General features: G+C 61.1%; 10 protein-coding genes. 6 read left to right on the top strand and 4 right to left on the bottom strand.

The features are described from left to right. Nucleotides 1-229 precede the first annotated feature (229 nt). The gene (locus IE038_RS08030) at nt 230-1,846 is read right to left on the bottom strand and encodes a response regulator (protein ID WP_163934150.1); all 1,617 of its coding nucleotides are present in this window, start codon (nt 1,844-1,846) and stop codon (nt 230-232) included. Between the two features lie 281 nt (nt 1,847-2,127). Between IE038_RS08030 and IE038_RS08025 the strand changes: the two genes are divergently transcribed. The 5 genes from IE038_RS08025 to IE038_RS08005 all read left to right on the top strand — a co-directional run bounded on the left by IE038_RS08025 (nt 2,128) and on the right by IE038_RS08005 (nt 7,065). Continuing rightward, a complete protein-coding gene (locus tag IE038_RS08025; protein ID WP_163934147.1) occupies nt 2,128-3,201 on the top strand; it encodes a DUF2333 family protein in 1,074 nt (357 codons plus the stop codon). Between the two features lie 4 nt (nt 3,202-3,205). After that, on the top strand, nt 3,206-3,742 hold the full coding sequence (locus IE038_RS08020; RefSeq protein ID WP_163934144.1) for an NUDIX hydrolase: 537 nt from the start codon (nt 3,206-3,208) through the stop codon (nt 3,740-3,742). Between the two features lie 193 nt (nt 3,743-3,935). After that, entirely contained in the window at nt 3,936-4,307 is a 372-nt protein-coding gene (locus IE038_RS08015; protein WP_163934141.1) for a translation initiation factor Sui1, read from the top strand. Nucleotides 4,308-4,461: 154 nt separating this feature from the next. After that, on the top strand, nt 4,462-6,375 hold the full coding sequence (speA, locus tag IE038_RS08010; protein WP_163934138.1) for an arginine decarboxylase: 1,914 nt from the start codon (nt 4,462-4,464) through the stop codon (nt 6,373-6,375). 372 nt (nt 6,376-6,747) lie between these two features. Continuing rightward, a complete protein-coding gene (locus tag IE038_RS08005; protein WP_163934135.1) occupies nt 6,748-7,065 on the top strand; it encodes a DUF3077 domain-containing protein in 318 nt (105 codons plus the stop codon). A gap of 49 nt (nt 7,066-7,114) precedes the next feature. Here IE038_RS08005 and IE038_RS08000 read toward each other — a convergent pair whose 3' ends face one another. From IE038_RS08000 to IE038_RS07990, 3 genes are all read right to left on the bottom strand, one after another. After that, nucleotides 7,115-7,549 carry a hypothetical protein gene (locus IE038_RS08000; RefSeq protein ID WP_189395432.1) on the bottom strand — a complete coding sequence of 145 codons (435 nt, stop codon included), beginning with the start codon at nt 7,547-7,549 and terminating at the stop codon, nt 7,115-7,117. Further along, entirely contained in the window at nt 7,527-7,868 is a 342-nt protein-coding gene (locus IE038_RS07995; RefSeq protein ID WP_163934129.1) for a polymorphic toxin type 44 domain-containing protein, read from the bottom strand. Before IE038_RS07995 ends, IE038_RS08000 begins: the two co-directional genes overlap by 23 nt. Nucleotides 7,869-8,092: 224 nt before the next feature. Beyond that, nucleotides 8,093-9,457, bottom strand: a complete 1,365-nt coding sequence (locus tag IE038_RS07990) for an MATE family efflux transporter (RefSeq protein ID WP_163934126.1) — start codon at nt 9,455-9,457, stop codon at nt 8,093-8,095. Between the two features lie 171 nt (nt 9,458-9,628). On the opposite strand from IE038_RS07990, the gene IE038_RS07985 reads away from it, so the two are divergent. Then, the gene (locus tag IE038_RS07985) at nt 9,629-14,527 is read left to right on the top strand and encodes an alpha-2-macroglobulin family protein (protein WP_163934123.1); all 4,899 of its coding nucleotides are present in this window, start codon (nt 9,629-9,631) and stop codon (nt 14,525-14,527) included. Nucleotides 14,528-14,559 lie beyond the last annotated feature (32 nt).

The raw sequence follows: 14,559 nt of genomic DNA, 5'->3' as shown, positions 1-14,559 counted from the left end.
ACGCTCCATCAACAGATAGGGGCGTTCCAGTGCATGCTGCGACCACCATAGTGTGGCGCCAAGGGCCAGACAGACGGTGACCAGCAACAAGGTGTTGAGATTGGTAAGCAGCTTCAGGCGCATATCCAGGGTCTACCAACGGCGGAGTGGTAAGCCTCTGAAGTTATTGCGTTTTTATGACGAGGTTATGACGAAAGCGCGGAACAACTAAAAAAATGGCACTTTGCCTTTATCGTTCGCTGCGCAGCACCGTATTGCGTCCTGCCGCCTTGGCTCGGTACAGCGCTTCATCGGCGGCGGTTGCCATGTTCAGTGCATCGAGCCCGTCGCTCAGTTGTACAACCCCGGCACTGAAGGTGCAGAACAAATCACGGGGCTGGGCCGGGTAGTGGATCTCGGCAAAGCGTCGTCGGATCTCATCGAGCACTTTGTGTGCAGCATTCAGGTCCGTATTGGGCATGACAATCGCAAACTCTTCACCGCCATAGCGACCGATGAAGTCGGTCTTGCGCAGGCGTTGTTTCAGAAACAGCGCCAGGCTTTTGATCACACGGTCGCCCATGGGGTGGCCATGGCTGTCGTTGACCTTCTTGAAGTGGTCGATGTCGAGCATCGCAAAACTCAGCGGCCGCTCTTCGCGACGAGCCCGGAAACTGCAGTCTTCCAGCAGTTGCAGGATATGCGTGTGGTTGTACAGGCCGGTGAGGCTGTCGCGAACCATACGTGCATTGAGGTTGCGTGCCCGTGCTGCGCGGTTGCGCACCGTGGTGATCAGGTGGTGCGAGCGAATGGGTTTGGTCAGGAAGTCATCGCCACCCTCACTCATGGCTTCGAGCTGCTTGTCCAGGTCGTCCTCGGCCGACAGATAAATGATCGGCACGCTGACATAACGGTCGTTTTGTCGGATGACCTTGGCCAGCTCAGGTCCCGTGCAGCCTGGCATGTACAGGTCAAGGATGATCAGGTCTGGCTGGAAGTCAGCCAGTTCAGCCATGGTCTGAATCGGGTCGGTGAGGGTGCGGGTGACGATGCCTGCGTTGTTCAGCAAACGCTCAGTGTAGATTGCCTGCGCCCGCGAATCGTCGATGACCAGCACCCTGAACGGCTCATACTGGGTCACGCTGGTCAGCAGCTCGACTTTTTCCAGTAGGCTGGACGCCTCCAGGGTGCCTGTCAGGAACTCCTGGCCGCCGGCGCGAACGGCAGCGAGACGCGTCGGCGTATCAGTCTCGTGCAGGCTGAAAAACAACAGCGGCAGTGGCTGCTCCAGCCCTTGTTGAGCCTGGGCCGCCAAGAGCAGGCCTTGTCCGCTGCCGGTGAAGTCGACGTCCATGACGATGGCGGCCGGCAAGCGTTCGGCCATTGAGGCCCTAAAAGCCTCGGCACTGCTAAGCGCTTGTACCCCTAGGCCAAAAAACTCCAACTGCGTCGCCAGTCGCTCGGCCCGGTCATAGTCTTGCAGCATGATGTAAACCGGTTTGCGCAAGGGCGGGAGCGGTGTCTGCTCAAGCTGGTCACCCTGACGCAAGCCTGTACGTGACAGGCGCTGCATCAGGCGGTTGAGTTCATTGATCAAGCCACTGCTCAGGCGCGCGCTGTTGGCTTCGATGGCCTTCAGGGTTTGCCCTATTGCCTCGGCCAATTGACTGTGTTCGGGCTGATCGAAGCGCTCGGCATAACGCTGCAGGCGCAGGTTGGCTTCGCACAACTCATCGAAGTCGTTGCTTGACCACTCGCTACGTTGCAGGCGTTGCCAGATCTCAAGTATTTGTCGAGCCTGGTGGATGACCCGCTGGGCAAAGTGCTGTTTGAGGCGCTCACGATTTGGGTCTTCTGGCTCGGTCATATCCTGACTACTTATATAGGGGTGAGGCTGAGTTCCAGTGATGGCTCTATGCTAGCACTACTTTTCAGGCGATCACCTGCCTTGCGTCAATTTACCGCGTTGCCTGCAAATTCAGTTTGTGACCGGATAGTCGCTTATGCGAAGTAGCCGGGTTGATTTATAGTGCAACGCATGATGCCGACCCCGGCAGACACGCGGCTGTGAAAAACAGACGGTGCGCTGGCACGATGCGGGGGCTTGCGGTCTAACCCTTGAACCGACGTGACTGAAAGGACAATGCCATGCTGGATTGGAAAAACCGTACAGGCAAAGCCGAGGCGCGCGAGCGGGCTGGCACCCGTGAAACGGCAGCGGGCAGCTACTTCAGCGGGCTGTTGTTCAGCCGGGCGCTGGGCACCCTGATTGCTATCTACCTGCTGGTGACGATTGCCTTGGGCTGGTACTGGAGCGAGGAGCCCGACCTGTTTCCGGTTCAGCAGAACGCCCAGGCTGCGGCTGAGCGCACTGGCAAGCAGATGGTGATCGGCTACACCACCATCGAAACCCTCAAGAGCGTTGCCGGTACATTGCTGCACAAACCTGGTGGCTACATTTCCAACGACCGTTTCCCGCCAGGCCTGTGGATGGACAACATGCCAAGCTGGGAATACGGCGTACTGGTTCAGGTGCGTGACCTGAGCCGTGCCCTGCGCAAGGACTTTGCTCGTTCCCAGTCGCAGTCCACCGAGGACGCTGACCTGGCCAAGGCCGAGCCACGCTTCAACTTCGACAACAAGAGCTGGATCTTGCCGTCGAGCGAGTCTGAGTTCCAGGAGGGTATCAACAGCCTGACCCGTTACCAGAACCGCCTGGCCTCACCTGATCAGCAGGGCGCGCAGTTCTATACCCGTGCCGACAACCTGAACAACTGGCTGGGCGATGTCGCCACGCGTCTGGGTTCGTTGTCCCAACGCCTGTCGGCCAGTGTGGGTCGGGTCAAGCTCAACACCACCCTGAAGACCGAGTCGGTAGTTGCAGGCCAGGTGCCGCAGCTTGACGAGGAAGTGGTCGAGACCCCGTGGCTGCAGATCGACAACGTGTTCTACGAGGCCCGTGGCCAAGCGTGGGCACTGTCGCACCTGCTGCGCGCCATCGAGGTCGACTTTGCCGACGTGCTGGCGAAGAAGAACGCCACCGTCAGCGTGCGTCAGATCATCCGCGAGCTTGAGGCGTCCCAAGAGCCGCTGTGGAGCCCGATGGTACTCAACGGCAGCGGTTTCGGCATGTGGGCCAACCACTCGCTGGTGATGGCCAACTACATTTCCCGGGCCAACGCCGCAGTGATCGACTTGCGCCAATTGCTGTCCCAAGGCTGAGCCGATGGCCATCTCTTCCCGAGAAGCGGCACACCGCGCCGCTTCAGATGCTGAGCGCATCGTCTGGGTCGACCGCGACGATGCCGAGCTGGGGGCGATGCAGCGGGCCGAGTTGCGCGAGCGCGGCCTGATCGGTCGCGGCACCTTTATTCTCCTGTTCAACTCGGCCGGCCAGTTGTGCGTGCATCGGCGCACGCTGAGCAAGGCGCTTTATCCCGGCTATTGGGATGTGGCCGCGGGCGGCATGGTGGCGGTTGGCGAAAGCTACGCGGCCTCGGCTGCGCGCGAGCTGGAGGAAGAATTGGGCGTGACGGGCGTTGAACTGACGGCCCATGAGCGGTTTTTCTTCGATCAACCGGACAACCGCCTGTGGTGCGCGGTGTTCTCGGCCGTCTGGGACGGCCCCCTGCGCCTGCAGCCGGAAGAGGTCAGCGAGGCGCGTTTTCTGCCTCTGGAGACCGTCCTGGCCGACAGCCTGGTACGGCCCTATTGCCCTGATTCACTGGCTGCCCTGAAACGTTACATCGACCGGCGATCCTGAGGTCGCTAAATCTGCCTAAAATGGCGCAGATTTGTACTTAGCATTTGCTGCATTTGTCGTTACACTGCGCGGCCTTTTAAAGCCGGGACTGCTCGCAGACCCGGTTGCGCTGCCCCTGCCAGAGTGGGGCTTCGCGGTCGGTATCCTGTTCGGGGCATCGACCAGTTTTTGTCCTCACGATAGAGGATCAAAAGTGGCCAAAAAAGCCGCATCATTCGCTGCCCTTGGCGGCCTGGTGTTCTCCACCGATGCAGGCCGGCATTGCCCGGACTGCAGCCAACCCATCGATGCCTGCATTTGCAAGCAGACGGCCATTCCCGAAGGCGATGGCATTGCTCGCGTGCGCCGCGAAAGCAAGGGCCGTGGCGGCAAGACCGTTACCACCATCAGCGGCGTGCCGCTGCCCCTCGAAGCACTCAAGGATCTGGCCAGCACGCTCAAGCGTCGCTGTGGAACCGGTGGTGCGTTGAAGGACGGTGTCATCGAGATCCAGGGTGATCATGTCGAGCTGTTACTGGCGGAACTGATCAAACAGGGCTTCAAAGCGAAAAAATCCGGTGGCTGATCGGCCACGTCGCGATTTTTTGCATTCCCGTTTCTAAACTCGTTCCCGTAGGAAGGGTCTACCCCTGAACACGGAAGACCGTCATTTTCAGGATTTACACTGCGCCCGCTCCGGGTTGGCCGGTGTTCTTCGATTTTTTATATAGGGGACTTCGATGTCCGTACGACGCACACGCAAAGACGATGGCAGCCAATGGACCGTTGCGGACAGCCGCAGTGTGTATGGGATTCGCCATTGGGGGGCCGGGTATTTCGCGATCAACGAGGCCGGGCGCGTCGAAGTACGCCCCAACGGGCCGGGCAGTGCGCCGATTGATCTGTTCGAGCAGGTCGATGAACTGCGCAAGAGCGGCTTGTCGCTGCCATTGCTGGTTCGTTTCCCGGACATTCTGCAGGATCGCGTACGCCAACTGACCGGTGCCTTCGACGCCAACATCGCGCGCCTGGAGTACCAGAGCAAGTACACCGCGTTGTACCCGATCAAGGTCAACCAGCAGGAAGCGGTGGTGGAAAACATCATCGCCACCCAGGACGTGTCCATCGGCCTTGAAGCTGGCTCCAAGCCTGAGCTGCTGGCCGTGCTGGCGCTGGCACCGAAGGGCGGCACCATCGTTTGCAACGGTTACAAGGACCGTGAGTTCATCCGCCTGGCGCTGATGGGCCAAAAGCTGGGCCACAACGTCTTTATCGTTATCGAGAAAGAGTCGGAAGTGGCGCTGGTGATCGAAGAAGCCGCCGAACTCAAGGTCAAGCCGCAGGTTGGCCTGCGTGTGCGCCTATCGTCCCTGGCCTCGAGCAAATGGGCTGACACGGGGGGCGAAAAATCCAAGTTCGGTCTGTCGGCGGCACAACTGATCTCGGTGGTGCAGCGCTTCCGCGATGCCGGCCTTGATCAGGGTATTCGCCTGCTGCACTTCCACATGGGCTCGCAGATCGCCAACCTGGCCGACTACCAGCACGGTTTCAAGGAGGCCATTCGTTACTACGGCGAATTGCGTGCCCTTAACCTGCCAGTCGATCACATCGACGTCGGCGGTGGCCTGGGCGTGGACTACGACGGTACCCACTCGCGCAATGCCAGTTCGATCAACTACGACATGGACGATTACGCCGGTGTCGTGGTCGGCATGCTCAAGGAGTTCTGTGATGCGCAGGGCCTGCCGCACCCGCACATCTTCTCCGAGAGCGGTCGCTCGCTGACTGCCCACCACGCCGTATTGGTGGTGCAGGTGACTGACGTCGAGAAACACAACGACGAAGTGCCGACCATCGACGACAAGGAAAGCCTGCCGGAAACCGTGCAATGGCTGATCGACCTGCTTGGCCCGACTGACATCGAGATGGTCACCGAGACCTACTGGCGTGCCACGCACTACATGAGTGACGTCGCTACCCAGTATGCCGATGGCAAGATCACCCTGGCCCAGAAAGCCCTGGCTGAACAGTGCTACTTCGCCGTCTGCCGCCGCCTGCACAATTCGTTGAAGGCGCGTCAGCGTTCGCACCGTCAGGTGCTGGACGAGCTCAACGACAAGCTGGCCGACAAGTACATCTGCAACTTCTCGGTATTCCAGAGCCTGCCGGACACCTGGGCCATTGGCCAGGTATTGCCGATCCTGCCATTGCACCGCCTCGACGAAGAGCCGATGCGCCGCGCGGTGCTGCAGGACCTGACCTGCGACTCCGATGGCAAGATCAACCAGTACGTCGATGAGCAGAGCATCGAGACCAGCTTGCCGGTACATAGCATCAACGAAGGTGAAGACTACCTGCTGGGTATCTTCCTGGTCGGTGCCTATCAGGAAATTCTGGGTGACATGCACAACCTGTTCGGTGATACCGATTCGGTGAACATCTACCAGAACCCTAACGGCAGCGTGTATCACGCCGGTATTGAAACCCACGACACCATCGAAGACATGCTGCGTTACGTGCACCTGTCGCCGGAAGAGCTGATGACGCACTACCGCGACAAGGTCGCCAGCGCCAAAATCAGCGCCCGCGAGCGCACCCAGTTCCTGGATGCCTTGCGCCTGGGTCTGACGCGTTCTTCGTACCTGTCCTCGTAACACGGCGTCGGCAGTCATCGCGGCCAAGGCCGGCTCCTACAGGCGGAGAGTCGGCCTTCACAAATACTGCAACACAGCGCCGCTGGTGCTGCAGTTGTCCTAGGACCTATCCTACGAAATCTGTCGTTGTGCGGATGATTGCCCTAGGGGAAGCACGTCACTAGGCTTGGTGAGTCGCTGAAAATCAGCGATTGGGTTTGGCGACCCGACACACCGTTTCTCCATGCATCCGTTGTCATGGCAGCTGTGCGCGGGAGGGCTTCGGCCCTGCCGGGTTTGTTCTGGTGTCTCGGTTCGCCAACCTGCGTACAGCTGCCACCCTTCGTTTGGCGACGAACATGTGGCAGCCCCATCACACCAGAGGGTTGCAACATGAAAAAAATCGTTCCTGATCCCCCCGATTTTCATCTCCTTCAAACCACCGAAACGCCTTTCGGCCTTTGCGACGTTGGCCATCCGCCGTTGTTTGCCGTGCGTGCGGGCATCAACCTTGAGGATGCGCTGGTGCATGCCGGGTTGTATCTCAAGTGCGCCAGCCTGACGGGGCCGCTGATGGTCGAACAGGCCAGCGAGTCCGGGCGAGGTTTCGCCCAGGCAACATTACACTCGGTGGAAATGGCCAAGGCGCTGGTCGATGCGTTGCTCGATAGCCTGGAGCAGCAAAGCCTGGACGCAGCCAAGGGGCGCTGAGGTTGGCCCCCCATTGCCGTTCCGGTTGGCTATGGGGGGTACGAACCGCTCATTGTTCGGGTTGAGTTGCCGTGAGTTCGATGTTCACTGGAAGGGTTTGACCCTTTTCCCGCAGCACTGCCAAGCTGGAGTACTGATAGACCGTGTCCTTTGCATGAGCGGTAATCTGTTGGCCTTTGACGGACACGATTGCGCCGGACTGACGGGTGACCAGAAAGGCAGGTTGGCCTTGCAGCGTTGCTAGTGCTTTTTCCAGGCTGTCCTGGCGTTCGAACACGTAGTAAAAGTAAGTGCGCCCCACGGTAGCACCACCCGAATCGCTCGCGGCTTCATAGATCAAACTGTGTTCACCAATGGGCGTCGTGTTGATGATTTCGCTGAGCGACGGCTTTCGAGGTGTGGCCGTGAGTATCCATGCGAACTGCCCGATAACGAGCAGTGCGAGGCATGCGAGAAGCCATTTAGTAACCGGAGTACTGGGCATATTCAATACCGGCCTTGATCCATTCTTGGTCGCGAGGGTCATCTCCGTAAGGTGAGTCTTCCCACCAGTTGCCAAATAGAGCATTGCTGGTTCCCGCTCGGCTTTGTGCCCAACCAGCCCCTCTCAGAAGCACACTTTCGGATATTCCGGCGGCTATGCCGCAAGCACCATAGTTGAAGTTTCCAAAGGCTTCATACTTTCGTCCATGCTGTTTGTAGTCCCATTCCCCGTGATTCCTGACTTTGGAATAGAACCAGGATAGGAGAAAGGCACTGCCGCCGTTCTTGAAGTAGAGTTTCTGAAGGTTGGCGGTCTCCATGTTCGAGTCAACCGAAGCGCCATTAGGGGCTTGAGGAGGGTGCATAAAGGCTTCCTGCTTGGGTGCGTCAGAGCGCTTTGAATTAAACCCCTCCATGGGAATTCAATTTGTGGGCGATAGCGCCTTCACGGTCAACTTTAATGTGTGACACTTTGTAATGGCGGGACTGGTCTCGGCGATCGTTGGCAAGCTAGCGCCCCCACGGCCTTGTGCCTGCGAAGGCATCAACGAGATTTCAGCGAGTGCGTGGGCTCTTTGAACCATTCATTGCGTTGCTGCATCCGCCAGCTCATCAGGCCCAGTGTTACGCCGCGCAAGGCCATGAACAGCAGAAAACCCAGCCACAGCCCATGGTTGCCCAACCCGCTGACGGCGTAGGCAAAGGGTACCGCAAGGGCGACGCTGAGCAGCATGCCGTTGCGCATTTCCCGTGCGCGGGTAGCGCCGATGAACAGGCCATCGAGCAGGTAGCTCCACACTGCGATCAACGGCAGCAGTGCCAGGTAGGGCAGGTACTCGAAAGCGGTGTCCCGCACGCTTTGGATGTCGGTCTGCATTTCAATGAACAGGTGGCCGCCGAGCATGAACAGCACGGCAAACCCCATGCTCGCCAGCAAGGACCAGCCCGCCGCCACGGTCAATGAGCGACGCAGGGCAGGACGGTCGCCGGCGCCGATGGCGTGGCCGCAGAGCGCTTCCACGGCGTGGGCCAGGCCGTCCAGTGCGTAGGCGGTGAGCAGTAAGCCGTTGAGCAGCAGGGCATTCGCCGCGACGGTGGCATCACCCAAGCGGGCGCCCTGCACGGTGATCAGGAAGAACACCGCCTGCAAGGCCAGGCTGCGGATGAAGATGTCCCGGTTGACGCTCAGCAGTGGTCGCCAGCTTTGCCAGCGGCGTAACGCTGCCCAGGCCAGGTTGCCCGGATAGGCGCGCAGGGCCGGGCGGGTCATGGCCAGTCCGAGCAGGGCCGCGCTCCACTCGGCGACTACCGAGGCTCGCGCCGAGCCGATGACGCCCCAGTCCAGGCCCATCACGAACCAGAGGTTGAGCACGATGTTCAGCAGGTTGGTGGTCAACAGGATCGCCAGCGGCGCACGAGCATTCTGGGTCCCGAGGAACCAGCCCACCAGGGCGAAGCTGGCCAGGGCGGCTGGCAGGCCGAGCAAGCGGGTCTGGAAGAAGTCGTGGGTGGTCTGTGCCAGCGCCTCCGAGGGTTGCATCACGCTCAACGCCAGGTGGCTGAAGGGGATCGCCAGCAGGCCCAGCAACAGGGCGAAGAACAGCGCCAGTGCCAACCCCTGCAGCAGTATCTGGCGCAAGGCCGCGCCGTCCTCGCGGCCGGCGGCTTGGGCGGCAAAACCGGTGGTGCCCATGCGCAGGAACCCCATCACCCAGGCCAGGACGGTATAGAGGCTGGCTCCGACGGCTACGGCGCCGAGTTGGTGGGCATGGGGCAGGTGGCCGATCACCGCGCTGTCGACCAAGGCCACCAGCGGTACGGAGATGTTCGAAAGAATCATCGGCGCGGCCAGCGCCCATACGTTGCGATGGGTCGGGCGGTCGCGCCAATCGGCGATCAGTGAGGTCATGCAGGCTCCTAGTGAACCCGCATTGTAGTGGACAGACGGCACTAATGGGCCGACAGGCGGTCTGAGCGCCTTGCCTGTGGCTAAAGCGTGCATTTGCGCACGCTTGCCGATGTGCCGATGAGATATAGTTCACCCCTTAAAGACACTGCTGCCCAAGAGAGTTCATCTCCCATGTTCAACAAAGGATTGTTGCTGGCCTGTGCGCTGGCGCTATTGAGTGCCTGCGACTCGTCATCCGTGGACAAACCCGCACCCGCGCCGGCAGAGAAGGCGGCGCCCAGCGCGCCCAAGCCTGCGCGTGAAGACGCTGCAACCCTGGCCCAACGCTACGCCGGACGCGAGTTGAGCGTGGTGGATGTGTCCGAAGTGCAACTGGATGGTTCGAGCACCTTGTCGGTGTCGTTCAGTGCACCACTGGACGCTCAGCAGCCGTTCGCCGAACGCCTTCACCTGGTGGATACGGTCAAGGGCAAGGTCGATGGTGCCTGGGAGCTCTCCGATAACCAGATGGAGCTGCGATTGCGGCACCTGGAGCCCAAGCGCAAGCTGGTGCTGACCATCGACGCCGGGCTGTTGGCCGTGAATGGCAAGCACCTGGCTGCCGAATCGGTCAGCCGTCTGGAAACCCGCGACCTGGAGCCGACCGTCGGTTTCGCCAGCCGCGGCTCGCTGTTGCCGACCCGCGTGGCCGAAGGCCTGCCGGTAATCGCGCTCAACGTCGACAAGGTCGATGTCGAATTTTTCCGGATCAAGCCTGAGGCGCTGCCGACCTTCCTGGGACAGTGGGGCCGCAACAGCAGCCTGCAGACGTATGAGTCCCGCGAGTTGCTGCCGATGGCCGAGCTGGTCTATGGCGGTCGCTTTGACCTGAACCCGGCCCGCAATACCCGTGAAACCCTGTTGTTGCCAATCGCCGGCCTCAAGCCGCTGCAGCAACCAGGGGTTTATCTGGCGGTCATGCGTGCGTCGGGTACCTACAACTATTCGCAGCCGGCCACCCTGTTTACCCTCAGCGACATTGGCCTGTCGGCGCACCGTTATCAGAACCGCCTCGATGTGTTCACCCAGGCGCTGGAAGGCGGCAAGGCCCTTGGCGGCGTCGAGGTCGAGTTGCTCGACAACGAAGGCCGCGTGCTGGGCCAGGGCAAGACCGATGGCAGTGGCCACGCGCAGTTGCCGGCGGCGGCCAAGGCTGAAGTGCTGTTGGCCAAGCAGGCCGAACACACCACGATGCTGCGTTTGAACAATGCCGCACTGGACCTGGCCGAGTTCGACATCACTGGGCCTCTGGCCAACCCTTTGCAGTTTTTCGTGTTTGGCCCGCGTGACCTGTATCGCCCGGGTGAGACCGTGCTGCTCAATGCGTTGCTGCGCGATCAGGACGGTAAGCCGGTCAAGCCGCAACCGGTCACGGTAGAAGTGCGTCGCCCGGATAACCAGATCAGCCGCAAGTTCGTCTGGGAGCCGGGTAACGAAGGCCTCTATCAGTACGCGCTGCAACTGGCTGGCGAAGCGCCCACGGGGCGTTGGGAGTTGCTCTTCGACTTCGGCGGCGGTCAGCGCCAGGTCTACGGTTTCATGGTCGAGGACTTCCTGCCTGAGCGACTGGCGCTCGAACTCAAGGGTAGCCCGACACCCCTGACGCCTGAGGAAACTGCCGAAATATCGGTCAATGGCCGTTACCTCTATGGTGCTCCGGCGTCGGGTAACCGTCTGAGCGGCCAAGCCTATGTCCGCCCATTGCGTGAAGCCGTGCCGGCCTTGCCCGGCTACCAGTTCGGCTCGGTTACCGAGCAGGAGCTGAGCCAGGATCTGGAACTGGACGAAACCACCCTGGATGCCTCTGGTGATGCCACGCTGAGCATTGAGAGTAAATGGTCTGAAGCCCGTTCGCCCTTGCAGTTGACGGTGCAGGCGAGCCTGCAGGAGTCCGGTGGTCGTCCGATCACCCGCCGACTTGAACAGCCGATCTGGCCGGCCAATCGGTTGCCGGGGTTGCGCGGCCTGTTTAATGGTGAAGAAACCGATGGTGATGGTCCGGTCGAGTTTGAACTGCTTGTCGCTGACCGCGACGGCAACAAGCTGGCGGTGGATAACCTGCGGGTGCGCCTGGTGCAGGAGCGCCGCGATTATTACTGGAACTATTCCGAGAGCGATGGCTGGAGCTACAACTTTAACGAGAAGTACCTGACCCAGAGCGAGGAAACCGTCAGCATCAAGGCCGGTGGCACCGCCAAGATCAGCTTCCCGGTAGAGTGGGGCCCTTACCGTGTCGAGGTGGAGGACCCGCGTACCGGGTTGGTCAGCAGCTTGCGTTTCTGGGCTGGCTACCGTGCCCAGGACAATACTGACGGCGGCGCTGTACGCCCGGACCAGGTCAAGCTGGCGCTGGACAAGAAAGCCTATGCTGATGGCGACACCGCCACGGTCACGGTGACCCCTCCCGCTGCGGGCAAGGGGTACTTGATGGTCGAGTCCGCCGACGGCCCGCTGTGGTGGGAGGAAATCGACGTGCCTGCCGAAGGCAAGGCCTTTGACGTCAAGCTGGACCGCAAGTGGGCGCGGCACGATCTGTATGTCAGTGCCCTGGTGATTCGCCCGGGGGAGCGCAAGGCGAACGTCACACCAAAGCGTGCCGTGGGTATTCTGCACCTGCCACTGGAGCGTGCCGAGCGCAAACTGGCGGTCAGTCTCACCGCGCCAGAGAAGATGCGTCCCAAGCAACCACTGACGGTCAAGGTGCAGGCGCGTAACGCCGATGGCAGTGTGCCGAAACAGGTGCACGTACTGCTGGCTGCGGTGGACGTTGGCATTCTCAACATCACGGAATACGCAACACCAGATCCATTTACCGCGATGTTCGGGCGCAAGGCCTATGGCGCCGACCAACTGGATATTTATGGTCAGTTGATCGAAGCCGGTCAGGGCCGCCTGGCCAGCCTGGCATTCGGTGGTGACGCCGGCCTGACCAAGGGTGGCAAGCGCCCGGATACCAGCGTGACCATCGTTGCCTTGCAAAGCGCGCCGGTGACCTTGAACGAGAAGGGTGAAGGCCAGGCCAGTGTCGATATCCCGGACTTCAATGGTGAGCTGCGGGTGATGGCCCAGGCCTGGACCGAAGACCGCTTCGGCATGGCCGAGGCCAAGACGGTCGTGGCCGCACCCCTGATTGCCGAACTGTCGGCACCGCGCTTCCTCGCCGGTGGTGATCGCACTACCCTGGCGCTTGACCTGTCGAACCTCTCCGGCAAGGCGCAGAACATCACCGTGCAGTTCAGCGCCGAAGGTCAGCTCAGCCTGATGCGGGCTGCCGAGCAGCAGGTGCCATTGGCGGAAGGTCAGCGCAAGACGCTGCTGATCCCGGTACAGGCCACTGGTGGCTTGGGGCAAGGGCAGGTCAAGGTGCAGGTGCAAGGCCTGGTGCTGCCAGGTGAGCCGAGCACTGTCTTCAGCCGTGAGTGGACCTTGGGCATACGCCCGGCGTACCCGGCGCTGCTCAAGCATTACCGCGCGACGCTCAACGATCAGCCATGGAGCCTGCCGCAGTCGGAGCTGGCAGTGTTCGAGCCGGCCGGCCTTGAGGCGAGCCTGGCCCTGTCCAGCCGCCCACCGCTGAACCTGGGTGAGCAGATCCGTGCATTGGAAGCCTACCCGTACGGCTGTGCCGAGCAGACCACCAGTGGTCTGTACCCCTCGCTCTATGCCGATGACGCGACGCTTAAGCGTCTGGGCCTGAAAGGCGAGGCTGCGGATAAACGTCAGCGCAAGATCGAAGTCGGTATTGAGCGCCTGCTGGGCATGCAGCGTTACAACGGCAGCTTCGGCCTGTGGAGTGCCGACGGCGAGGAAGAGTACTGGTTGACGGCCTATGTCACCGACTTCCTCCTGCGTGCCCGCGATCAAGGCTATGCGGTACCGGCCGAAGCCTTGAAAAAGGCCAGTGAGCGCCTGTTGCGTTACGTGCAGGAGCGTAACCTGATCGAGGTACGCTACAGCCAGAATGCCGAGCACAGCCGCTTTGCCGTGCAAGCCTACGCGGCGTTGGTGTTGGCGCGTAGTCAGCAAGCACCGCTGGGTGCTTTGCGCAGTTTGTTCGAGCGTCGCAGCGACGCGCGCTCGGGCTTGCCGCTGGTGCAGTTGTCCATTGCCCTGGACAAGATGGGTGACAAGCCGCGTGCCGAGCAGGCCATGCAGGCCGGGCTGGCAGTGACCCGTGACAGCCGTTACTGGCTGGGCGATTACGGTAGCCCGCTACGGGACCAGGCCTTGATTCTGGCCCTGCTGGAAGAAAACAACCTGGCATCGGGCAAGCGCGAGGCGCGCCTGTTCGAGTTGTCGGACCTGCTGGCGGCCAATCGTTGGTTGTCGACACAGGAGCGCAACGCCCTGTTCCTGGCCGGGCGCGGTTTGCTTGGCAAGCCAGAGCAGCCCTGGACCGCTCGCCTGGAGGCTGGCGGCGAGGTGCGTGAGCTGAGCCAGGCGCAGCCTGCCGTGAAGCTTGAAAGTACAGCGTTGGCTCAGTCGTTGACCGTGCAGAACAACGGTGACCAAACCCTGTACCAGCAACTGACCTTGTCAGGGTATCCACAGGTGGCACCTCCTGCTGGTGGCGAGAACCTGAGTATCCGCCGCGATTACCTGGGCATGAACGGCCAGCCGTTGGACCTTAATGGCCTGAAGAGTGGCCAACTGGTGCTGGTACACCTGGCGGTGAGTGCCAGTCAGCGTGTGCCTGACGCCTTGGTGGTCGACCTGCTGCCTGCCGGCCTGGAGCTGGAGAACCAGAATCTGGCGCAAAGTGCGGCCAGCCTGGAGAACGCCAGCAGTGCGGTGAAGGAATGGCACAGCGCGATGCAGAATGCGACCTTGCTGCATCAGGAGTTCCGTGACGATCGTTATGTCGCGGCAGTGGACCTGGACGGTTACGGCACGACCCACCTGCTGTACCTGGCCCGTGCAGTGACCCCGGGTGTCTACCGGGTGCCACCGCCACAGGTCGAGTCGATGTATCGGCCTAACTGGCAGGCAGTCGGCGAGGCTCGCGGCGCGTTGGTGGTCAAGGAGCGCTGATGGGGTGTTGGCCGGTTTCTACAGGGTGGCGT

Origin of the sequence: Pseudomonas laurentiana, from assembly GCF_014648275.1 — a bacterium.
GTDB lineage: Bacteria > Pseudomonadota > Gammaproteobacteria > Pseudomonadales > Pseudomonadaceae > Aquipseudomonas > Aquipseudomonas laurentiana.
Note: the sequence above shows the minus strand (reverse complement) of the source record. Positions and strands in the feature narration are given on the sequence as shown.